This window comes from Pseudomonas sp. TH21, from assembly GCF_016651025.1.
Classification (GTDB): Bacteria; Pseudomonadota; Gammaproteobacteria; order Pseudomonadales; family Pseudomonadaceae; genus Aquipseudomonas; species Aquipseudomonas aylmerensis.
The window spans coordinates 1,804,655-1,826,117 of sequence record NZ_JAEKEQ010000001.1 but is presented as its reverse complement, the minus strand read 5'-3'; the positions used below and the strand labels follow the sequence as shown (position 1 = coordinate 1,826,117).

The following is a 21,463-nucleotide window of genomic DNA, read 5'->3' as shown; positions in this document are numbered from 1 at the left end:
CAGTGAAAAAACTCGTTAGCGCCTCTCTACTGGCCGCCGGCCTTGCCCTGGCGGGCGCCGTCCAGGCAGCCCCGGTCACTCTGCTCAACGTCTCGTATGACGTGATGCGCGATTTCTACAAGGACTACAACGCCGCCTTCCAGAAACACTGGGACGCCGAGCACCCGAACGACAAGCTGACCCTGCAGATGTCCTTCGGCGGCTCCAGCAAACAAGCGCGCTCGGTGATCGACGGTCTGCCGGCTGACGTGATCACCATGAACATGGCCACCGACATCAACGCCCTGGCCGACAACGGCAAGCTGGTGCCGGACAACTGGGTCACGCGCCTGCCGAACAACAGCGCGCCGTTCACCTCCGCCACGGTGTTTATCGTGCGCAAAGGCAACCCGAAAGCCCTGAAAGACTGGCCGGACCTGTTGAAAGACGGCGTGCAAGTGATCGTGCCCAACCCGAAGACTTCCGGTAACGGCCGCTACACCTACCTGTCGGCCTGGGGCTACGTGCTGAAAAACGGCGGCGACGAGAACAAGGCCAAGGCCTTTGTCGGCAAGCTGTTCAAGCAGGCGCCTGTGCTGGACACCGGTGGCCGCGCCGCGACCACCACGTTCATGACCAACCAGATCGGCGACGTGCTGGTGACCTTTGAAAACGAAGCAGAAATGATCGCCCGCGAATTCGGCCGTGATCAGTTCGAAGTGATCTACCCAAGCGTCTCTGCCGAAGCCGAGCCGCCGGTGTCGGTGGTCGACAAAGTGGTCGAGAAGAAAGGCACCCGCGCGGCCGCCGAAGACTACCTGAAGTACCTGTGGTCGCCGGAAGGCCAGGAAATCGCCGCCAACAACTACCTGCGCCCACGCGACGCGAAGGTACTGGCCAAGTACACCGACCGCTTCCCGAAAGTCGAATTCCTCTCGGTAGAGAAGACCTTCGGCGACTGGCGCACCGTGCAGAAAACCCACTTCAATGATGGCGGTGTTTTCGACCAGATCTACAGCGGTCAATAACTGAACAAACGCAGCCCCGTGTGGGAGCTGGCTGGCCTGCGATGCAGACACCTCGACGTATCAGGCATACCGAGGTGATGCTGTCGCAGGCCAGCCAGCGCCTGCATTGGGGGATGCGCCTGGCCCTTACATCGGCGGTGTCACGCCATCTTTGCCGGCCGAGATAGCCTGCGCCGTCACCGTCCCGTCCGCGTCCTTCGCCGCAAACATCACCACCTTCACCCCCGGCTTGAGCAAGCTGCGGTCGCCTGGCTCCAGGTTCACGATCGGCACATCATCCGGCACCACGATCTTCTGCTCGCCCCCTTTGTATTTGACGGTCAACGTCCGCCCGTTGCTCACCACCAGGTCGCCGACCGTGCCGTTGGTCATGCTGCTGCCTTCTTTGAGGTCGAACGCCCGGTGCCCGTCGCCCGTGCCGGCCATCGCCGGCGGGAACACATGCACTTCGAGGGCAGTCAGGGTGCCGTCGGCGTTGGGCATGGCGGCCGAGCCGATGTAGCTGCCGGGCTTGATCTCGTCGATCCTGGCCAGCGTCACGGCACGGACCTGGGTGTCTTTTGTCAGGTGCACCGTGACGTCTTCACCACTGTTGACCTTGACGTGCATCGCGTCGCCGTCGATCGCCGTGATGGCGCCACGCACACCCACGCGTGGGGCATCGGCCGCGTTCGCCAGGCCGACAGCCATGGCGGCGGCAAGGGTGGAAGCCAGGAGCATCTTGTTCAACGTGATCTTCATCGCAATGGATTTCCTGTTTCGGCAGTTGTGTCTGAATGTATCATTGCCGTTCGACGCGAAAGTTAACGTTTCAGTCATTAATTCCCGGCATGAGTGTTATCACCACCAGCGGCCTACTCGCCGTTGCACCTTGTCTCTACTCTCGCTCGCCTACTTCCTCCGCTTTTATGAGAACACCATGAACGCTACCTCACACCCTACAACCACCATGACCCGCGCGATGGTGATGCTGTTTGCGTTCTGCTGCGGCGCCATCGTCGCCAACATCTACTACGCGCAGCCGATCATCGAACTGATCGCACCGGACATCGGCCTCACCCCGGCGATGGCCAGCCTGATCGTGTCCCTGACGCAAATCGGTTATGCCCTCGGCCTGTTTTTCCTGGTACCGCTGGGCGACCTGCTGGAAAACCGCAAGCTGATGATCACCACCACCGTGGTGGCCATTGCGAGCTTGCTGGGCGCGGCCTTCACCGAGCAGCCGAACCTGTTCCTGCTGGTGTCGTTGCTGATCGGCTTCAGTTCGGTGTCGGTGCAAATCCTGATTCCGCTGGCCGCCCACCTGGCACCCGCCGAATCCCGTGGCCGGGTGGTGGGCAGCATCATGGGCGGGCTGCTGCTCGGCATTCTGCTGGCGCGGCCGGTGTCCAGTGTGGTCGCGGACCACTTCGGCTGGCGGGCGATGTTCATGGCGGCGGCCGCGTTGATGGCGTTCATCAGCGTGGTGCTGATGCTGACCATCCCCAAGCGCCAGCCTGACCACAGCGCCAGCTATGGCCAATTGCTCGGCTCGCTCGGCACCTTGTTGCGTGAACAACCCCTGCTGCGCCAACGTGCGTTCTACCAGGGCTGCATGTTTGCCACCTTCAGCCTGTTCTGGACCGCCGCACCGCTGGAGCTGGCGCGCAATCATGGGCTGAGCCAAAGTGAGATCGCGTTGTTCGCACTGGTCGGTGCCCTGGGTGCCATCGCTGCGCCCATCGCCGGCCGCCTGGCCGATGCCGGCCATACTCACCGCGCCTCACTGCTGGCCATGCTGTTTGCCGTGCTGAGCTTCCTGCCAGCCTTCGTGCACCCGCTGTACAGCGTGATCGGCCTGGCGGTGACCGGCGTGGTCCTGGACTTCTGCGTGCAGATGAACATGGTCCTCGGTCAACGCGCGATCTATGCCCTCGACGCCAACAGCCGCAGCCGCCTCAACGCGTTGTACATGACCAGCATCTTCATCGGCGGCGCCTTCGGCTCGGCGATTGCCAGCAGCGTCTACGAGCACGGTGGCTGGCTGGGCGTGATGCTGGTGGGCAGTGCGTTCCCGCTGGTGGCGCTGTTGCGCTTCCTGAGCGCTTCGCGCCAGGTCACGGTCGCCACGGCCTGATCGCCCTCAGGAGCGCACCAGCTTCTCCAAGGCCGCGTCCGCCAGGAATGACGAGCGGCTTTTGACCTTGTGCTCGCGCACATAACGGTCGATGCGCTGGATGACATAACCGGGCAAGGTCACGTTGACCTTCTCGGTCTTGCCCAGATAGGGCGAGATGTCCAGCTCGAGCATGCCCCAGCCCATCCCGGCGTAGTCTTCATGGGCGTGATGATTGGCCACCGACGTGGGCATCGGAATCGGCCCACCTTCGGCGGCGATTTCTTGCAGCATGATGTGCGCGACTTCCACGGCGGCGTTGTACGCCTCTTCGAAACTGTCACCGGCGGTGACCGCGCCTGGAATATCGGGGATCTGAATACCGGTGGCGGTAAAGTCATCGCCCCATTCGATACAGATTGGGTATTGCATGAATGCTCTCCTTAGAACTGAAACAGCCCGGCGCGTTTCCTGATGCTTCTGACGGTGCCCAGCGGCAGGTCCTTCTTGGGGTGCGGCACCGGGATCGTGTACGGGTTATAGCGGTGAGTAAAAATGTGATGACTGCCCGTGACCCGATCCAGCACCCAACCCGCCTCTTGCAGCTCCTTGATCAATAGCCTGCTTTGCACCGCAGCCTCCTTGGCTTGGCCTGAATAAAAGTAACCCTAGAGTTATCTTTACTCAAGCACAAAATCGGGGATCCCGACTGGCGGCTGTTTTACCGAATGTTGGTATTACACGCATTCATTCCCTCGACGCATAAATCCTATGCCCGGCAGCCCGCTTCTACCCGCGCACCGCCGCGCCCATCATCCCCTCCAGCCAAGCCGGCTCATCTCCCGAGAGACTACCGCCATGACACTTCAAGCCACACTTGATGCCTTCCGCGCTGACTTCAAAGCGGGCAAGCCGCCCTATAACGCGCCCGCGCATATCCATCCGATCATGGAGCGCGCCACCGCCGAGCTGATCGCCAGCGGTGCAGCACAACGTGCCCTCAAGGTGGGAGACAAAGCGCCGCTGTTCAGCCTCAAGGACGCCGAGGGCAACGCGGTGTCCTCGGCCAGGCTGCTGGCCCAGGGGCCGCTGGTGCTGACGTTCTACCGAGGCGTGTGGTGCCCGTACTGCACTTTGGAATTGCAGGCGTTGCAGGCGTTTCTGCCGACACTGAAGGCGGCCAGCGCCCAGTTGCTGGCCCTGTCGCCGCAAACGGCCGCCAACAGCCGCAAATCCACGCGCATTGCCGCGCTGGGGTTCCCGATCCTCAGCGACACCCACAACGACGTCGCCGATGCGTTCGGGCTGCGCTTTCAATTGCCGGATTATTTGATCGAACTCTACAAGGCGCTGGGCAACAACCTGCCGCTGATCAACGACGATCCGGCCTGGACACTGCCCATGCCCGCCCGCTATGTGATCGGCCAGGACAGCGTGATTCGTTACGCCGAGGTCAACCCGGATTACACTCAACGCCCGGAACCCTCGGCGCTGCTCGACGCCCTCACCCGATAACCCAAGGACACCCGATGGACCGCCTTACTGCCATGGAAACTTTCGTCCACGTTGTCGAAACCGGTTCGTTCTCGGCCGCTGCCAAGCGCCTGGGCATCGGCCAGCCCGCCGTGTCCAAGAGCATCGCGCAATTGGAAGCACGCCTGGCGGTGCGCCTGGTGTTGCGTTCGACCCGTGGCCTTACGCCCACCGAGGCCGGCCTGGCGTTTTTCGAGAAAGCCCGGCGCGCCATCGACGAAGCCAACGAGGCCGACGACGCCGCCCGGGGAGCCGGCGCCGGGCTGTCGGGCAACCTGCGTATCAGCGCAGCGGTGACCTTCGCCCGCATGCATATCATTCCGCACCTGGGCGCGTTCCTGGAGCAGTACCCGGGGGTGAATGTCGACGTGGTGCTCGATGACCGCACGCTCAATCTGGTGGAAGAAGGCATCGACGTCGCCCTGCGCATGGGCAACTTGGATGACTCCAGCCTCACGGCGCGCAAGATCGGTGAATCACCCTGCGTGATCCTCGGCACCCCGGCCTACTTCGAACGCTTCGGCGAGCCCGCCACCCCGGCGGACTTGCTGCAGCACCAGGCGATCATCTACACCCGAGGCGAAGGCTCGCACTGGAACTTTACCCAAGGCGACACGCATTACCCGCTCGTTGCCCATGGCCGCGTGCGCGTGACGGCGGCGGAAGGCGTGCGCGCCGCCGTACTGAGCCATCTGGGCCTGACACTGTCTTCCAGCTGGATGTTCGCGCCGGAGCTGGCCAGCGGCGAGGTCAAGCGCGTGCTGGCGGACTGGCATTTGCCGCCCCGGGATTTGTGGGCAGTGTTCCCCACCGGCCGGATGGCGAGCGCCAAGGCACGCGCGTTTGTGGAGTATGTCGAAGCGCTGATCAACGCCTGACAACGTTCAGCACTAACTGCAGCAAGGTCGACAGCGTCGTGGCGAGCATTTCGCTTAACACTGAAATCATGCCTGCCGTCGGATAAAGCGGTGCCGGTAGCGGTGGTGCGGGCACGGGTGCTGGCGTCGGTGCCGGTACCGGTGCTGGCACGACCTTCGGCACCGTTTGCCCCTGCCACAGCACATCCCCCGGCTTGATCTGGCCCATGCTCTTGACCATGAAGCCGGCATTGCCCGTGCCCTTCAGGTCGATCTCCAGGCTTGAACGACCCGTGGCAGTGTCATGCTTGAGCACAGCCTCCCCGGCCCGCCCACTGAACCGGTCAGTAAACACCAGGGCACCGACCCCCGCCTCTCTCAAGGCGCCCGAGACGTCGAGCCTGTCGACCCCGGTGGTGAAGTCCTCGATCACGTCCGGCTGCTGCGGTGTGGAGTCACTGGCCTTGTCGTAGATAAACGTATCCGCGCCCCCACCGCCGCGTAATGTGTCGGCCCCCGCACCGCCCTTGAGCCGATTGTTCGCGTCATTGCCCGTCAACACATCCCGTCCGGCACCGCCGATGGCGTTCTCAACCGTACAGCCTTTGGCGATGGAGACGTTGCCCTTCAAACCACCCACATCGGAAAACGACTCGGCCTTCAGGCTGATGTTCTGGTTCTGGGCAAACCCGGAAAAATCCAGGGTATCGTCCCCCCCGCCATCCCAGACGCAGAAGATCGGTTTGTCCGTGGCGCTCTTGAGGGTCATGGCTTCGCGCTCGGTATTGGAGTTGAAGCCATAGGTGGTGTCGGTCTTGCGGGTCTGGTGATTGGCCCCATACAACCGCTGCACCGCGGCAATGTCATCCATCATCGGCGCGCTGGGGTTGCAGTGGCGAAAATCGTGACCGGCCTGATGCTTTTCAGACCAGTAGCTCATGACACTGCGCGCCTTGGTGTCACCGGCATACACAGCGCTCTTGTCATAAGTGGAATCACCGCCATTGTAGTTACCCGGATGCTGCAGGCCGATGGCGTGTCCGATTTCATGCACGGCGGTGAGCGAAAAGTGGCTGTCCAGCCCCGGCGAACTGCCTGATTTCAATGTGCCAATCGTCGCGGTGGTGCTGCTGGTGGCGCGCGTGGGTGAGATGGCGACGCCACGGTCTCCACGTGGGTTGTTCTTGACGTGAACCGTGCAGTCCGCACCTGCCGCCCGCTCCTTGAAACTGATATTGGCCACGTCCTGCCAGGACTGCGCGGCCTGGCGCACACGTTGCTGCTGCGCAGCAGAGAAAGTGGGATCGACGGTGTAGGAAAGATCTATCTTGTTGTCGTTATTGCGGTCGTGAAAGTGCAGGTTATCGCGGGTGATGTGCTTGCCCGCCTGGTCGGTGGTGTAGGTCGGCTTGCCGCTGGCGCCCACGCCAAACGGCCCGGGATCGGCAAGCGGCAAGGTTTGCTGTGGGGGTGTACGCGATAAAGACTCAGAACTGATCATGGGAATTTGCGCTCTTTTTAGAGGATAAATGAGCCAGACACGTGAGCATCGGCTGATTGAATTTCCCTGCAAAAATGAGTGCGCAACAGCCTTTATTTAGTTCGTCCTGAAACAGCGCGGCGTGGGGCAACACCTGCTAAAACACGCGAAAAAACACTTGCACTTCAAAAAACCAGACACACATGGGCGAAGCTGAAAACCTGTTGATTCCACGCGATAAAAATATAAACCCACACAATTGACCGGCACTTACTGCTTCAAAGCCGCCCTGACACGGATACATTCGCTCAACTTTTTCATGGTGGTTTTCCCGTGGGTCAGGACCTTGCCGCTTGACAGGCGCCTGCGCTAAAGCACCCGGCCATCCCACCCCACGGTCACATGCCGTGGCAACTCGCGCCGATGTTCCAGCAGCCATGCATCCAGCGTATGCCCCACATGGGTCAGTACCCCCAACTGCGCACCGGTGTCGGCAATACTCTGCAACGCCAGCGTCAGGTCATTGTGATTGCGCGGAGCTTGCGGCTGCGGCGGCATGGAGCAATCCAGCACCAGCACATCCAGCGGCTCGCGTTGCAACCAGGCCAGCGTGTCAGGCGGCAGGCCGACGGTGTCGGTGAGGTAGGCGATGCGGCGCCCCTCGCCTTCGAGCAGGTAACCCAGGGTCAGCCTGGAATGTTGCAACGGCAACGCGGTAACGCTCAGCGCGCCGAACTGCCGGGTTTCGAACGCGGCAAACGGCTGGCTGAAATCGAGGATGCCGGGATGCTTGTAGAGGTCGGACAAACCTTCCGGATCCGCCGGGCCGTGCACCGGTATCACCAGCCCCTGGCCCCAGCGCAAGTGCAGCAAGCCTTGCGCATGATCGGCGTGATAGTGGGTCTGGAAAATCCCGTTGAAACTGCGCGGCGGGAACCGTTCGGTGAGGTCGGGCAAGCCGCTGTCGATCAGCCAGCGCTGGTCGCCGCATTCGATCAGCGCGCTGCACGGTCGGCGGCGCAGGCTCGCATCGCTGCGCGCCATCGCGCACGCCGCGCACTCGCAGCCATACACCGGGACTTGCCGCGCGTCACCGGTGCCGAGCAGCGTCAGGCGCATGCCGAGTGCCCGTGGTCGAGGCAGCACAGCAGGCGCTCGACGGTGTGTTCCAGCGGGCCGGAATTGTCCAGCACGAACAACCCCGCGCCATTGCCGCTGATCAGTTGCGCCGTGAAGCGTGCATTGCGTGCCAGGCGCTCCTCGATATCCGCCAGGGACTCGCGTCCTCGCGCGACCAGGCGCTGGCGCAACACGGCTTGATCCACCGTCAGCAACAGCACCAGCAGGTTCGGATAGCGCTCGCGGGTCTGCGCCAGGTGCGCACGCGAGCCGTTGACCAGCACGTCCTGCCCCGCCGCCAGCCAGTCGTCGATTTCCCGGGGAATCCCGTAGGACAACCCATTGGCCTGCCAACTGAGGGCAAACCCACCCTCGGCCTGCAGCGCCGCGAACTGCTGCGGGCTCACGCCCTGGGCCGCTTCACCCACCGCTTCCGCCGAGCGGGTGATCACGCGGCGCACGATGCGGCAGCCGCGCTCGGCCAAGCGCGGGCGTGCGGCATCCAGCAGGCTGTCCTTGCCCGAACCGGATGGCCCGATGAGATAGATCAACCTGCCCACCATCAAAACACCCTCTTCGCCTGTCGCCAGACTTGTTGCACTACAGGAAGCCCTTCGCGGCTGCGGGCCTGTACCAGGTCCGCGCGCAGGCCAATGGCAATTTCACCCCGATCCGCCAGCCCGGCCGCTTGCGCCGGCGCCAGGCTGATCATCTTGACCGCCCGCGACAGGTCGCCGCCGTCCTGCTGGTCGGCCAGCACGAACGCAGCCTGCAACAGGCTGGCCGGGTAGTAATCACTGGAAAGTATATCCAGCAATCCCTCGGCAGCCAGGCCGGCGGCGGCCACATTACCCGAGTGCGACCCACCGCGCACCACGTTCGGCGCGCCCATCAAGACTTTCATGTTGAGTGCCTGACACCCCTTCGCCGCCTCCAGCGTGGTCGGGAATTCGGCGATGGTCATGCCGTAGCGCGCCGACTCCTCCACATGCGCCAGGGTCGCGTCGTCATGGCTGGCCACCGACAGGCCGCGCCCCAGGCAATGCTCGACAATGGCCGCGCGATAACGGTCGCTGTACTCCCGCGAGTTGGCCATCTGCAGCACGATAAAAGCGTCCATGGTTTCGTCGTTGAGGTGGTACTTGCCCATGTAGTACTCACGGTACTTGGATTCGAGCACGAACTGGCGCTGGCCCGGCGAGTGGTCCATCACCGAGACCAGGCGCACCAGCGGGTTTTCCACCAGGTCGCGGAACACGCTGAGGGTGTCGGGGTGGCACAGCTCGCAGCGCAGGTGGAGGTGATGCTCGGCGCGCGTCAGGCCGGCGCCTTCTGCCGCAGCAATCGCGTCGAGCATCGCCGGCAGCTTCTTCATGCGATTGCCCTTGGGGTTCACGTCCCCGATGGACACCGCATCGAACACCGTGGTGATGCCCGCCGCGATAATTTGCGCATCGTGGCTGAGCACCGCCGAGGTCGACGGCCAGTCCACGCCGGGGCGCGGGGTCATGTGTTTTTCCAGGTTGTCGGTGTGCAATTCCACCAGGCCGGGGAGCAGGCAATCCCCGCCCAGATCCTGGGCTTGGGGCAACTGGCTGCGACCTTCGGCGATGTCGACGATCTTGCCGGCGCGCAGCACCACGCAACCGAGGAACATGCGATCAGCGGTGACCACCTGGGCATTACTGAGGATCTGTTCAGCGGGCATGTGCGTATTCCTCTTCGGCAACGGGCGTGGGGGTCATGTCGAAATGGCGGTCGGCAACCGCTTCACGGGCAGCGCGGTCGTGGAAAATGCCGATCAGCGCGGCACCGCCGGCCTTGGCTTCGTTGATCAGTTCCAGCACCACCTGGCGATTGCTGTCATCCAGCGACGCGGTGGGTTCGTCCAGCAGCATCACCGGCCACTCCACCATGAAGCCGCGGGCGATGTTGACGCGCTGCTGCTCGCCACCGGAGAAGGTCCCGGGCGCCAGTTGCCACAGGCGCTGGGGGATGTTCAGGCGCGCCAGCAAGTGCTCGGCACGCGACTGCGCATCGGCCTTGGACCAGCCACGCGCCAGCGCCGGCTCCATGACCACATCCAGGCACGCCACGCGCGGGATCACCCGCAGGAATTGGCTGACGTAACCGAGGGTCTGCTGGCGCACCTGCAGAATGTCGCGCGGCGCCGCGCCGACCAGCTCCAGCCACGCCTGCGCATGACGTACGCGGATGCTGCCGCCCGCCGGCAGATAGTTGCCATACAGGGTACGCAGCAAGGTGCTCTTACCCGCGCCGGACTGGCCATGCAGTACCAGGCATTCGCCCGCCTGCACGCTGAACCCCACGCCGCGCAGCACGTTGAGCACCACCCCATGCTGTTGGTGCAGGGTGAAGGTTTTCGAGAGGTCACGGACCTCGATCAAGGCATTCGTCATGGCTGCAGTACCGAAGACACCAGCAGTTGAGAGTAAGGGTGTTGTGGATCGTCGAGGATCTGGTCGGTCAACCCGGTTTCCACCACCCGCGAGCGACGCATCACCATCAGGCGATCAGCGAGCAGGCGTGCCACGGCCAGGTCGTGGGTAACGATCACCACCGCCAGGTCCAGCTCACGCACCAGGCCGCGCAGCAGATCGAGCAGCCGCGCTTGCACCGACACATCGAGGCCGCCGGTAGGCTCATCCATGAACACCAGGCGCGGGCTGGAAACCAGGTTGCGGGCGATTTGCAGGCGCTGCTGCATGCCGCCCGAGAAAGTGCGCGGCAGGTCATCGATACGCTGCGGATCGATTTCCACCTGGCCCAGCCAGTCGAGGCCGGCACCGCGCAGTTGCGCATAGTTGCGCACGCCCTGGGCCATCAGGCGCTCGCCGATATTCGCGCCGGCCGACACGCCCATGCGCAGGCCGTCGCGGGGGTTCTGCTCGACAAAGCCCCATTCGGTGCGCAGCAAGGTGCGGCGCTCGGCTTCGCTGGCGCTGTAGAGGTCAAGCCATTCGCCGTCTTTGCTGCGATAGCCGATGCTCCCCGCCTGCGGTGGCAAACGCCCGCTCAGCAGCGAGAGCAAGGTGGATTTGCCCGAACCGGACTCGCCGACGATGCCCAGCACTTCGCCGGGGTACAGGTCAAAACTGACGCCCTGGCAACCCTTCTCCGGGCCGTACAACAGGGACAGGTCGCGGACTTGCAATAACGGCTGGCTCACTGGTTGTTCTCCTTGACCCGCTGGGCGCAATACCAGGTGTCGGAACACACGAAACTCTGGGTCCCGGCGTCATCCAGAATCAGCTCATCGAGGAACGATTCATGGCTGCCGCAAATGGCGCAGTTGTGCTCCCACTGCTGCACTTCGAACGGGTGATCCTCGAAGTCCAGACTGGTGACCTGGGTGTAGGGCGGCACCGCGTACAGGCGCTTTTCGCGACCGGCGCCGAACAGCATCAAGGCCGGGCTCATGTCGAGCTTGGGGTTGTCGAATTTGGGGATCGGCGACGGGTCCATCACGTAGCGCTCATCGACCATCACCGGGTACGCATAGCTGGTGGCGATATGGCCAAAGGTGGCGATGTCTTCGTAGAGCTTCACGTGCATCACGCCGTAATCATTCAGGGCGTGCATGGTGCGCGTCTCGGTTTCCGACGGTTCGATAAAGCGCAGCGGTTCCGGGATCGGCACCTGGTAAACCATGACCTGGCCGGCCTGCAGCGGGGTCTCCGGGATGCGGTGGCGGGTCTGGATCACCGTCGCCTCAGGGGTCGCCTCGGTGGTAGCGACGCCCGCGGTGCGCGCGAAGAAGCGGCGAATCGAGACGGCGTTGGTGGTGTCGTCGGCGCCCTGGTCGATGACCTTGAGCACGTCATCGGCGCCGAGGATCGCGGCGGTCAGTTGCATGCCGCCGGTGCCCCAGCCATACGGCAACGGCATCTCGCGACCGCCGAACGGCACCTGGTAACCGGGGATCGCCACGGCCTTGAGCAAGGCGCGGCGGATCATGCGCTTGGTCTGCTCGTCGAGGTAGGCGAAGTTGTAGGCCGGGTCGCGTACCGGCGCTTGCGTCAGGTCATTCATGGCGGGTGCCCTCGGCCGGTTGGCGCAGTTTGCGGATCAGTTCCAGTTCGGACTGGAAGTCCACGTAGTGCGGTAATTTGAGGTGCGAAACAAAGCCCGCCGCCTCGACGTTGTCGCAATGCGCCAGCACAAACTCCTCGCGCTGGGCCGGCGAGACGATCTCTTCGTTGTATTCCCCGGCGCGCAGTGAGCGGTCGACCAGCGCCATGCCCATGGCCTTGCGCTCGGCATGCCCGAACGCCAGGCCATAACCGCGCGTGAACTGCGCAAGCTCGGTGGCCGAGCCGACGAACTGGTTGACCATCTCGCACTCGGTCACTTCGATGCTGCCCAGGCAGATGGGGAAGCCCAGCTCTTCGGGGTCGATCCAGACCTCCACGTCGCCGATGCGAATCTCGCCGGCAAACGGGTGGTTACGGCCGTAGCCGCGCTGGGTCGAATACCCCAGCGCCAGCAGGAAACCTTCATCGCCACGGGCCAGGGCCTGCAGGCGCTCGGCGCGGCTGGCGGGGTACTCCAGCGGGTCGCGGGTGATATCGGCGACACGCGCGTTGTCGTCGGTTTCGTGCTTGATCAGGCCTTCCTTGGCGAGCAAACCGAGCACGCGCGGGCAGGCTTCCAGCGTCGCCTCGGGCGTGGTCTGCGGCCCCGGATATTCGCCGTCGGCCAGCAGCGCAAAATCCAGCAGCCGATGGGTGTAGTCGAAAGTAGGGCCGAGCAATTGGCCGCCGGGCACGTCCTTGAACGTGGCGGACAAGCGCCGGCTCAAGGACATTTGCGCGGTGTCGATCGGCAGGCTCGGGCTGAAGCGCGGCAGCGTGGTGCGGTAGGCGCGCAACAGGAAAATCGCCTCCACCAGATCCCCCGCCGCTTGCTTGATCGCGAGCGCGGCGAGTTCGGCGTCGAACAGCGAGCCCTCGGTCATTACGCGGGCCACGGCCAGGGGCAGTTGCTGGCGAATCTGCTCGACACTGAGTTCAGGAATCGCGGTATCGCCCCGGCGTTTTTTTGCCAGCAGGCGGTGGGCATTGTCGATGGCCTGTTCGCCACCTTTGACGGCTACGTACATCAGGCGTGCTCCTCTGCGATGCGGCTGCTGCGCGGCAGGCCGATCAGGTGATGGCCGGCGGCGAACAGCACGTCCAGGCCACGGGGGAAGGCTTCGCGGCACTGACGCTCGTGCCAGAAAGCTTGTGGCACCGGCACGTGCACCCGGCGCTGGGCCTGGATGCCCGGGCCGCGCCAGAGCAGGCCGCGACCGGCTTCCAGGTCGGTGAGCTGCACCAGCAAAGTGCAGGACTGATCGGGATAGCGGTCATTGCCGTGGTCGAAGCCGCCGAGGTCGAGCAGGTCCTGCTCGCCCAGCAGTGCAAACACGGCGTCCTCGCGCTTATCCGTGAGCGGGCAACCGCAGTGGAAGGCCAGGTTGGCGCGGATCAGCGGCGTATCGAAGCTCGGCGCCAGCCATAGCGGCGTGTCCACATCCAGCAGCGCCAGGCACAAGGCGTAGGTGGCAGGCGCCAGCCCGTCAAGGCGCGGGGCCGAAGGCAGGTGCTGGATCAACCCCGGTTCGGCCAGGGCCTTGAGGGCGGCGCGAAAGCCGCGCTGGGCATCCAGGACCGGGTCGACAAACGCCGGTTGCAACAGGTGAGCACTCATCAGTTTTCTCCTCGCACCAGGGTGAAAAACTCGACCTTGGTGGCCGCCGTGTCGGCTTCTTTTTGCGCGCGGCGTTGTGCCTGGGCACTGGCCAGCGCGGTGATCAGGTCGCTGAGCCAAATGCTCGGATGAGCGCCTTGCAGGTGGGCGTCGGCCAGGGCGGCCAGTTCGGCGTGGACCTTGTCGCGCCCGGCCAGGTAGCTGTAGCCGGTGCGACCATCAGCCAGGCGCACCACGCAGCGGGTCACGCTCATTTCGCCGAGATTGAACGGCGCGCCATTACCGCCCATGCGGCCGCGCACCAGGGTCATGCCGATTTCCGGAGCGCGAATGGTCTGGTATTCCACGTCTTTCAACGCGGCTTCATGCGGTTGCAGTTCACTGAGTTGGGCGCGGGCAAGCACGCCAATCCAGTGTTGACGCGGGGACAGGTTCATCGTGGTCTCCATCAAGTCACCACTTGGTACTGGAAGCGATCCGAACGGCTGGTGGACTGCGCCAGCTCCACCGGGCGGCCGTCGCGATCGCAGGAAAGGGTAAACACGGTGAGGGCCGGCAAATGCCGGGGCATCAGCAGCAGCGCGGCTTCATCACGGTTGGGCAAGCGCGCACCGATCAGGCTCTGGGTGCGCGTCAGCGGCAGGTCACGCTCACGCAGGTACTGGCGCAACGAGCCGCCGGTGTAGTCGGCCAGCAACGGCGCGCGGCTGGCGCAGTAGCGATGGCGGATCAGGCTGACGGGCTGGTGGTCGAGTTTGCGCAGGGTTTGCAGCTCGATCATCGGCGCCATTTCGGCGATGCCCAGGTGCCCGGCTTCCTCGCGGCTGGCGTAGCAGTAGCGGCGCTTGAGCAGCACCGCCTCGACACCGACACCCTGGGCCGACAAGGATTGGCTGTAGGAGGTCTCGGCGCCCATCGAGTAGATCAGCGGCCGGTCGAGCACCTGGGTGCCCTTGCCCTGGCGGCGCAACAGGCTGCCCTCGAACACCAGCTCATCGATGGCGCGGCGCAGGGTGTGGCGGTTGACGCCGAAGCGTTCCGCCATGTGCACCTCGCCGGGGAGGAAGTCGCCGGCTTGGTAGCTGCTCAGTTCACGGCGCAGGATGTCCGCGAGTTCGCGGTACACCGGTTCTTCTTGTCTAGACAACTGCATGCTTAAAAAAAGCGCCGCGCGGGCACCCCTCCAAGGTCAGATGAACTGCTTGCGCAGCCGTTGGGACAGCACGTCGATCAAGCTCACCACCACGATGATCACCAGCAGCACCGCGCAGGTTTGTACGAACTGAAAGGCGCGGATGTTTTCCCAGAGGATCACGCCGATCCCGCCGGCACCGACCATGCCCACCACCGTGGCCGACCGCACGTTGGCTTCGAAGCGGTACAACGCGTAGCTCACCCACAGCGGCATGACCTGCGGGATCACGCCGTAGATGACTTCCTGCAAGGCACTCGCGCCCGTGGCCCGCACGCCTTCCACCGGGCCCGGGTCGATGGCCTCGACGGCTTCGGCAAACAGCTTGGCGAGTACGCCGGTGGTGCTGATCCACAGCGCCAGGACACCGGCGAAGGGACCAAGGCCGACGGCAACCACGAACAACATCGCGAACACCATTTCATTGATCGAGCGGAAGGCATCCATGACCCGGCGCAGCGGCTGGTGGACCCACCAGGGGGTGATGTTGTCGGCACACAGGATGCCCAGCGGCACTGAGCAGACGATGGCCAACACCGTGCCCCAGAGGGCGATTTGCACGGTAACGATCATCTCCTTGAGGTAGGAGCGCCATTCGTGGAAATCCGGCGGGAAGAAGTCCGCGGCGAAGGTCGCCATGTTTCCGGAGTCGCGGTACAGCGCCAGCGGGTTCATTTCCGCGCCGTGCCAGGCCCAGGCCAGCAGGACCAGGAACAGGCCCCAGCCGAGGTATTGCGGCCAGGTCCTTTTGCCAACCGCTTCAGCGTGCAAAGTCGTCATGGGTCACTCTCGGTATATGGTTGGAACCTGCTTAATGTGGGAGCGGGCTTGCTCGCGAATGCGGTAAATCAGTCGCCGGATGCGTTGAATGACACACCGTATTCGCGAGCAAGCCGGCTCCCCCTAGAGCCCGGTTCCTACAGGGGGTTAGCCGTTGGCTGCGGTTTTCTTGTCCAGCTCGCTGATGCGCTGCTGCAACTTGGCCAGGTCGGCGTCGATGTCCGCCAGCTTCTTGGCCTTGTCAGCCGCTTCGAGGTGATCGTCAGCGCTGATCGTGGTGCGCTGCTTGAACAGCTCCAGCTGGCGGATCGGCAACAGTTGGTCGTCGTTGGAAGCGAGGAACTTGCCCAACTGCATGTTCTTCAGCACCGCCTTCTCTTCATCGGTGTCGCCGTAGTGGGCGAAGAAATCGCGGATCTTGGTTTTCTCGCTGTCGCTCAGCGCCTTGCTCCACACCATCGGGTCGGCCGGGATCAGCGGCGACTTCCAGATCACCTTGAGCATCGCGGCCTTGTCCGGTTGGGTGACTTCCAGGCGGTCCCAGCTTTCGGTGTTGAAGGTGGCGACGTCCAACTGCCCCTTGGCCACGCTCAGCGCGTTGACTTCATGGCTGGAGTTCAGCGTGCGCTTGAAGGCGGTGGCGGCGTCGACGTGGTTCTTGGCGAACACGTAGTAGCCCGGTACCAGATAGCCCGAGGTCGAGTTCGGATCACCGTTGCCGAAAGTCAGGTTCTTGGCGTTCTTGAGCATATCGTCGACGTTGTTGATCGGGCTGTCCTTGCGCACGATCAGCACGCTCCAGTAACCGGCGGCGCCGTTCGCGGCGGCGGTCTGGGCGAAGATCTCGCCGTTGGAGCGGTCTACCGCTTCCATCGCGGCCTTGTTGCCGAGCCAGGCCACATCGACCTTGTTGAACCGCATGCCCTGGATCAGGCCGGCGTAGTCGGAGGCGAAGGTGGCGTTGATGGTCAGACCGGTCTTCTTGTGCATGTCATCCAGAAAGGGCTGCCAGATGCTCTTGAGGTTCTGCGAAGACTCGGTGGACATGATGCCGAAGTTGATGGCTTTGTCCGCCGCGTAGGCATTGCCCATCGCGGCACTCGCCAGTAACGCGGCAGACAGAAACACGTGGCCGATACGGTTCAACATGGACGGGATTCCTGTGGGTCGTGAGTAGGGTTTCAAGCGCGCGCCAGGGCCAGCCGAGGGGTCACCTCGGTGCGGCGGGTCTGGTCGGAAAACATCAGGCTGGTGTCGACGTCGGCACCGTACAAATCATTCAGGAACTGGCTGCTCATCGCGCTGCCCTGCCCGTCGAAGTGAATGCGCCCGCCTTTGAGCGCCACGGCGCGGGGGCAATAACGCATGGCGTAATCGACTTGATGCAGGGTCACGACGACGGTCTTGCCATCGCGGCGGTTGATGTCGGCGAGGATCTCCATGACCTTGCGCGCCGACTCCGGGTCGAGCGAGGCGATCGGTTCATCGGCAAGAATCACCTCGGCACGCTGGGTCAATGCCCGGGCAATCGCCACGCGCTGCTGCTGGCCGCCGGACAAGGTGGACGCGCGTTGCGCAGCCAGGTCGGCCAGGCCCACACGCGCCAGGGACTCGAGCGCAAAGGCCTTCTCCTCGGCATTGAACAACCCGAGGTTGCCGCGCCAGCGCGGCATGCGGCCCAGGCAACCGAGCAGCACGTTGTCGAGCACGCTCAGGCGATTGACCAGGTTGAACTGCTGGAAGATGTAGCCGATGTCCGCGCGCAACCGCCGTACCTTGCCGTTCAACCGTCCACTGGCCTGCACCTCCCGGCCCAGCACCTTGACGCTGCCGCCGTTACTCTTGTCGCAACAGGCCAGGCCCGCCAGGTGGCGCAACAAGGTGGACTTGCCGGAACCGGAAGCGCCAATCAGCGCGACCATCTCACCGGCGGCAATGGTGAGTTCGAGGTCGACCAATGCGGATTTCTTCGCAAAGGTCTTGTTCAAGTGATCGACATGGATAGCGTGAGTCATGGGCTTCTCTGTCTTGTTTGAACAGCCAATGGATGGCTGCGGTTGAGTTCAAACGACAGTAGGCCTGGGCTGTGTCAGCCCTATGACTTGCACATGACTACAAGGGGTCGGTTGGATGAAGGTTTTGTGAAAGGTTGGATGCGACCCTGCGTGGTCTTATTGTGGCGAGCAGGTTTGCCCTGCGCTGGGCTGGGCAGCAGCCCCAATAAGACCACCGCGTTTATTCAGGCAGAACGCGTCGTCAGGCTTCAGGGCCGCTTCGCAGCCCAACGCAGGGCAAGCCTGCTCGCCACAACCTGTCCGCTGCTTCTAGGAACTGTCCTACAACCCGTGTGGGTTGCGGTTGCTATAACGCACCGTTGGCCTCTCGCAGTCGCTGCTCATCTCAGCGATCAGGCTTGGTCGCCTGGGTCAGAATGACGCACAGTGCCGCGCAAGCGGCATTAGTGTGTTCGCGTTATGGCGAGCTGTGCGTGGGAGGGCTCAGGCCCTGCCGGATTTCCATTCCCTGGTCGACCAACCTGCGTATAGCTCGCCCCCCTTCTGCTTGGTCGCGGATGGGGTGCAGAGGGTTGAGATTGCGCAGTTGTTGGCAGATCAAGCGCTGAATCGGGAGTGCCCCGTGGCCTGATGGCTGAGACGATCTATGTGGGAGCTGGCTTGCCTGCGATGGCGGTGGGTCAGTTGGCAGATTTATGGCTGAAACACTGCTATCGCAGGCAAGCCTGCTCCCACATTTGTTCCGTGTGCATTAGGGGATATTGGCTTCGCGGGCGCGCAGGCGCGGGGTGACGAAATCCAGGAATGCGCGCACTTTCAGCGGCAATGGTGCCTGGCCTTTATGCACCAGGTTGATGGGCAGTGCGGCCGATTCAAACGGCTGCAACACCACCTGCAAATCACCCTTTTGCACTGCATCCGCCACTTGATACGACAGCACCCGAATTACACCAACATCCAGTGTCGCCGCCGTGATTGCCGCTTCCGCGGTGTTCACCGACAGCCGCGAATGCACTGGCACGGTCTGTTGCGCTTTACCCGCACCAAACACCCAGGCGCCCACCGAGGCCAGCACTTCGAAAGTAATGCAGTTATGGTCTGCCAGCGCCTGCGGCGTGGCCGGCAGGCCATGGGTTTGCAGGTATTCGGGACTGGCACACACCACCCGCCGCACCGTGCCGACCTGCACGGCCTTGAGCGAACTGTCCGGCAGGTCACCAATGCGCACGGCCACGTCGCATTGTTCTTCCATCAAGTGCACCACGCGGTCGGTGAGCATCAGGTTGATGCTGATTTCGGGGTACTGCGCGAGAAACTCCGCCACCACCGGCACAATATGCAGGCGCCCGAACACGATGGGCGCGGTCACCACCAACTCGCCCTTGGGCACCGCATATTCACCGGTCGCCGCCCGCTCCGCTTCACCAATTTCCTCAAGAATTCGCCGGCACGCGGCCAGATAAGACGCGCCCACGTCCGTGAGCGACAACTGCCGCGTGGTGCGGTGCAGCAGCCGGGACTTCAAGTGGGCTTCGAGTTCCGCGACTTTGCGGCTGACGGAGGCCAGCGGCATGTCCAACTTGCGTGCGGCCGCCGACAGGCTGCCCGCGTCGACTACTGCAACAAACACCGACATCGACTCAAGACGGTTCATGACGCCCTATCAAATTTTGGAAGGATGATTCCCGATCCTAGGGGATTATCGACATAAATGCGACTGCGTAAGGTTGCTCACTCAACCCCCTGCAACAAAAGGAAAGTGCCGTGAGCAGCCTGCCGATAACGTCCGAGAGTTCCCCGCCGCGAGGCAAGATCATCATGATGGCGGTGATCGCCGGGGCGGTGGTCACCAATATTTATTGCACGCAGCCGGTGCTGCCGTTGATTGCCTCGGACATGCGCGTCCCCGTGTCGACGGTCAACCTGGTGGCGGGCGCGGCCTTGCTGGGATTTGCCACCGGGCTGGCCCTGTTGCTGCCGATGGGCGACCGCTTCGATCGGCGCAAGTTGGTGCTGGGGCAAATCGCACTGGCGTTTTGTTTTGCCCTGGCGGCGGCCTTTGCGCCGAGTATCTGGGCGCTGATCGGTGCCTCGTTTGGCCTGGGAATGGTGTGTTGCGTGCCACAGCAACTGGTGCCGTTCGCGGCGGTGATGTCGCCGCCGCATGAGCGCGGGCGCAACGTGGGCACGGTGGTCAGCGGGATCATGCTGGGGATTTTGCTCGGGCGCACGATCAGCGGCGTGGTCGGCGAGGCCTATGGCTGGCGCGCGGTGTATGCGCTTGAGGCGGCATTCATGATCCCGGTGTGGTTTATCGCGGCCAAGCTGCTGCCGCCGGGCGTGCCGAGCAGCAATCTTTCCTACCCGCGCCTGCTGGCTTCGCTCTGGCCGCTGATGCGCGATAACAGCCCAATCCGGCAATCGATGATGGTGCAGGCGTTGTTGTGGGCGTGCTTCAACGCGTTTTGGGTGAATCTGGCGGGGTTGCTGGCCAATGGGCCGTGGCAGCTGGGCAGTGCCTGGGCCGGTGGTTTCGGGATTATCGGCGCGATGGGCGCATTCGCCGCCTCGTACGGTGGTCGGGCGGCGGACAAGGTAGGCTGCCGCAAGGTGATCGGGGCCAGCGTGGGCATTGTGACCTTGGCGTACCTGTTGCTGGCCGGGGCGCAGACGTCGCTGGTTTTGCTGGTGGTGGGCGTGATCGTGCTGGATATCGGCGTGCAGGCGGGGTTGGTGGCGAATCAGACGCGGGCGTTTGCGGTAGACCCGAAGGCGCAGGGGCGGATCAATAGTTTGTACATGACCGCGACGTTTGTGGGTGGGGCGATTGGGGCGACGGTGAGTGGATGGTTGATGGCACAGTTTGGGTGGATGGGGATTGTGGAGTTCGGGGTGGTGCTGGGCGTGTTGGCCGGGTTGATTCACTGGCTCGGTGGCTTCGAGCGTTCGCTCAAACTCCAGAACGAATGAAGCTCGAATGGGGGGAGCTGGCTTGCCTGCGAATGCGGTAGATCAGGCACCCACTGCATCAACTGCCAGGCCGCCATCGCGGGCAAGCCCGCTCCCACAGGGGATCCGGGTGTGACTTGGGCTCCTGGGTGTACGCAGATCAAATGTGGGAGCTGGCTTGCCTGCGATGGCGGTATAGCTGCAATTGATTCGGCACCTGACACACCGCCATCGCGGGCAAGCCCGGCTCCCACAGGCGACTGCATTTCAAGTCAGGCATAAAAAAGGCGACCTTTCAAAGGTCGCCTGTTTGTCACTGCGCGTACTGCTTGCTCAATCCCGGCGGCACGCCCTGGACATTGGTTTCTTCCCATGGCCCGTTCGGGCTGATGGAGCGGCTCCAGCCGTTGCTCCAGCGGTAATACGTGCGCTGGCGGTAGAAAGTGTCGGGCTGCTCTTCCAGCACATACACCTGCATCTTGCCGTCCCAGTGGCTGGCGGCGCCGGGCGGTGGGGCGAAGGTTGGCGACGAGGTGGGCACGGGTTTCGGCGGCGGGGTCACCGGGCCGGATGGTTTGGTGCTCGGCTGGGTCGACGGGCCCGACGGTGGGATGGTCGGGCCGGTCGGCGCGGGAGGTGGGCGGTGGACCGCACAAGCGCTCAGGCCCAATACCAGGCTGAGCAAGGTGATGCGTGCAAATGCGGTCATAGGCGTTTCCTCGAT

Annotated in this window: 24 protein-coding genes; 5 read left to right on the top strand and 19 right to left on the bottom strand. The window is 63.5% G+C overall.

Annotation, left to right across the window (positions count from 1 at the left end):
* The first annotated feature begins 2 nt into the window (after window positions 1-2).
* Entirely contained in the window at window positions 3-1,007 is a 1,005-nt protein-coding gene (locus tag JFU04_RS08255; RefSeq protein ID WP_065901602.1) for a sulfate ABC transporter substrate-binding protein, read from the top strand.
* Between the two features lie 126 nt (window positions 1,008-1,133).
* Here the strand turns inward: JFU04_RS08255 and JFU04_RS08250 are convergent, their stop codons facing one another.
* On the bottom strand, window positions 1,134-1,748 hold the full coding sequence (locus tag JFU04_RS08250) for a DUF5666 domain-containing protein (protein ID WP_201143827.1): 615 nt from the start codon (window positions 1,746-1,748) through the stop codon (window positions 1,134-1,136).
* A 178-nt stretch (window positions 1,749-1,926) separates the two neighbouring features.
* Here JFU04_RS08250 and JFU04_RS08245 point away from each other — a divergent pair, with 178 nt between their 5' ends.
* The gene (locus tag JFU04_RS08245) at window positions 1,927-3,123 is read left to right on the top strand and encodes an MFS transporter (protein ID WP_083221339.1); all 1,197 of its coding nucleotides are present in this window, start codon (window positions 1,927-1,929) and stop codon (window positions 3,121-3,123) included.
* Between the two features lie 6 nt (window positions 3,124-3,129).
* Here the strand turns inward: JFU04_RS08245 and JFU04_RS08240 are convergent, their stop codons facing one another.
* Entirely contained in the window at window positions 3,130-3,534 is a 405-nt protein-coding gene (locus JFU04_RS08240; RefSeq protein ID WP_016978509.1) for a type II toxin-antitoxin system HicB family antitoxin, read from the bottom strand.
* An 11-nt stretch (window positions 3,535-3,545) separates the two neighbouring features.
* Window positions 3,546-3,734 (bottom strand): type II toxin-antitoxin system HicA family toxin, encoded by a 189-nt coding sequence (locus tag JFU04_RS08235; RefSeq protein WP_065901605.1) that lies wholly within the window; start codon window positions 3,732-3,734, stop codon window positions 3,546-3,548.
* Between the two features lie 226 nt (window positions 3,735-3,960).
* Between JFU04_RS08235 and JFU04_RS08230 the strand changes: the two genes are divergently transcribed.
* Window positions 3,961-4,617: a peroxiredoxin-like family protein gene (locus JFU04_RS08230; protein WP_201143826.1), complete on the top strand. Its 657-nt coding sequence runs from the start codon at window positions 3,961-3,963 to the stop codon at window positions 4,615-4,617.
* A 14-nt stretch (window positions 4,618-4,631) separates the two neighbouring features.
* Window positions 4,632-5,513 (top strand): LysR family transcriptional regulator, encoded by an 882-nt coding sequence (locus JFU04_RS08225; RefSeq protein ID WP_120447983.1) that lies wholly within the window; start codon window positions 4,632-4,634, stop codon window positions 5,511-5,513.
* Here JFU04_RS08225 and JFU04_RS08220 read toward each other — a convergent pair.
* The 15 genes from JFU04_RS08220 to JFU04_RS08150 form a co-directional block, all read right to left on the bottom strand.
* Window positions 5,503-6,993, bottom strand: a complete 1,491-nt coding sequence (locus tag JFU04_RS08220; protein ID WP_201143825.1) for a M10 family metallopeptidase C-terminal domain-containing protein — start codon at window positions 6,991-6,993, stop codon at window positions 5,503-5,505. The genes JFU04_RS08225 and JFU04_RS08220 overlap by 11 nt on opposite strands.
* A 348-nt stretch (window positions 6,994-7,341) precedes the next feature.
* On the bottom strand, window positions 7,342-8,091 hold the full coding sequence (phnP, locus tag JFU04_RS08215; protein WP_106804708.1) for a phosphonate metabolism protein PhnP: 750 nt from the start codon (window positions 8,089-8,091) through the stop codon (window positions 7,342-7,344).
* Window positions 8,082-8,654 carry a phosphonate metabolism protein/1,5-bisphosphokinase (PRPP-forming) PhnN gene (gene phnN, locus JFU04_RS08210; RefSeq protein WP_065901615.1) on the bottom strand — a complete coding sequence of 191 codons (573 nt, stop codon included), beginning with the start codon at window positions 8,652-8,654 and terminating at the stop codon, window positions 8,082-8,084. The genes phnP and phnN overlap by 10 nt, the downstream gene beginning before the upstream one ends.
* The gene (locus JFU04_RS08205) at window positions 8,654-9,799 is read right to left on the bottom strand and encodes an alpha-D-ribose 1-methylphosphonate 5-triphosphate diphosphatase (RefSeq protein ID WP_201143824.1); all 1,146 of its coding nucleotides are present in this window, start codon (window positions 9,797-9,799) and stop codon (window positions 8,654-8,656) included. The genes phnN and JFU04_RS08205 overlap by 1 nt, the downstream gene beginning before the upstream one ends.
* Window positions 9,789-10,511 carry a phosphonate C-P lyase system protein PhnL gene (gene phnL, locus JFU04_RS08200; RefSeq protein ID WP_201143823.1) on the bottom strand — a complete coding sequence of 241 codons (723 nt, stop codon included), beginning with the start codon at window positions 10,509-10,511 and terminating at the stop codon, window positions 9,789-9,791. Before phnL ends, JFU04_RS08205 begins: the two co-directional genes overlap by 11 nt.
* A complete protein-coding gene (gene phnK, locus JFU04_RS08195) occupies window positions 10,508-11,317 on the bottom strand; it encodes a phosphonate C-P lyase system protein PhnK (RefSeq protein ID WP_168167060.1) in 810 nt (269 codons plus the stop codon). The genes phnL and phnK overlap by 4 nt, the downstream gene beginning before the upstream one ends.
* On the bottom strand, window positions 11,278-12,144 hold the full coding sequence (locus JFU04_RS08190; RefSeq protein WP_065901622.1) for an alpha-D-ribose 1-methylphosphonate 5-phosphate C-P-lyase PhnJ: 867 nt from the start codon (window positions 12,142-12,144) through the stop codon (window positions 11,278-11,280). Before JFU04_RS08190 ends, phnK begins: the two co-directional genes overlap by 40 nt.
* Complete coding sequence (locus tag JFU04_RS08185) at window positions 12,137-13,213, bottom strand: carbon-phosphorus lyase complex subunit PhnI (protein WP_065901624.1); 1,077 nt, start codon at window positions 13,211-13,213, stop codon at window positions 12,137-12,139. The genes JFU04_RS08190 and JFU04_RS08185 overlap by 8 nt, the downstream gene beginning before the upstream one ends.
* On the bottom strand, window positions 13,213-13,803 hold the full coding sequence (gene phnH / locus JFU04_RS08180; RefSeq protein ID WP_201143822.1) for a phosphonate C-P lyase system protein PhnH: 591 nt from the start codon (window positions 13,801-13,803) through the stop codon (window positions 13,213-13,215). The genes JFU04_RS08185 and phnH overlap by 1 nt, the downstream gene beginning before the upstream one ends.
* Window positions 13,803-14,240, bottom strand: coding sequence for a phosphonate C-P lyase system protein PhnG (gene phnG / locus JFU04_RS08175; protein ID WP_106804714.1), 438 nt, complete (start codon window positions 14,238-14,240; stop codon window positions 13,803-13,805). The genes phnH and phnG overlap by 1 nt, the downstream gene beginning before the upstream one ends.
* Before the next feature lie 11 nt (window positions 14,241-14,251).
* Window positions 14,252-14,956: a phosphonate metabolism transcriptional regulator PhnF gene (gene phnF / locus JFU04_RS08170; protein WP_162946071.1), complete on the bottom strand. Its 705-nt coding sequence runs from the start codon at window positions 14,954-14,956 to the stop codon at window positions 14,252-14,254.
* A gap of 36 nt (window positions 14,957-14,992) precedes the next feature.
* Entirely contained in the window at window positions 14,993-15,775 is a 783-nt protein-coding gene (phnE, locus tag JFU04_RS08165; protein WP_058427920.1) for a phosphonate ABC transporter, permease protein PhnE, read from the bottom strand.
* A gap of 147 nt (window positions 15,776-15,922) precedes the next feature.
* Window positions 15,923-16,924 carry a phosphonate ABC transporter substrate-binding protein gene (phnD, locus tag JFU04_RS08160; RefSeq protein ID WP_065901633.1) on the bottom strand — a complete coding sequence of 334 codons (1,002 nt, stop codon included), beginning with the start codon at window positions 16,922-16,924 and terminating at the stop codon, window positions 15,923-15,925.
* Window positions 16,925-16,956: 32 nt separating this feature from the next.
* A complete protein-coding gene (gene phnC / locus JFU04_RS08155; RefSeq protein ID WP_065901634.1) occupies window positions 16,957-17,790 on the bottom strand; it encodes a phosphonate ABC transporter ATP-binding protein in 834 nt (277 codons plus the stop codon).
* A gap of 751 nt (window positions 17,791-18,541) precedes the next feature.
* Window positions 18,542-19,444 (bottom strand): LysR family transcriptional regulator, encoded by a 903-nt coding sequence (locus JFU04_RS08150; protein ID WP_201143821.1) that lies wholly within the window; start codon window positions 19,442-19,444, stop codon window positions 18,542-18,544.
* A 110-nt stretch (window positions 19,445-19,554) separates the two neighbouring features.
* Here JFU04_RS08150 and JFU04_RS08145 point away from each other — a divergent pair, with 110 nt between their 5' ends.
* Window positions 19,555-20,760, top strand: a complete 1,206-nt coding sequence (locus tag JFU04_RS08145; RefSeq protein WP_120447975.1) for an MFS transporter — start codon at window positions 19,555-19,557, stop codon at window positions 20,758-20,760.
* A gap of 292 nt (window positions 20,761-21,052) precedes the next feature.
* On the opposite strand, the gene JFU04_RS08140 is transcribed toward JFU04_RS08145, so the two are convergent.
* Window positions 21,053-21,448: a hypothetical protein gene (locus tag JFU04_RS08140; protein WP_065901637.1), complete on the bottom strand. Its 396-nt coding sequence runs from the start codon at window positions 21,446-21,448 to the stop codon at window positions 21,053-21,055.
* Between the last annotated feature and the right edge of the window lie 15 nt (window positions 21,449-21,463).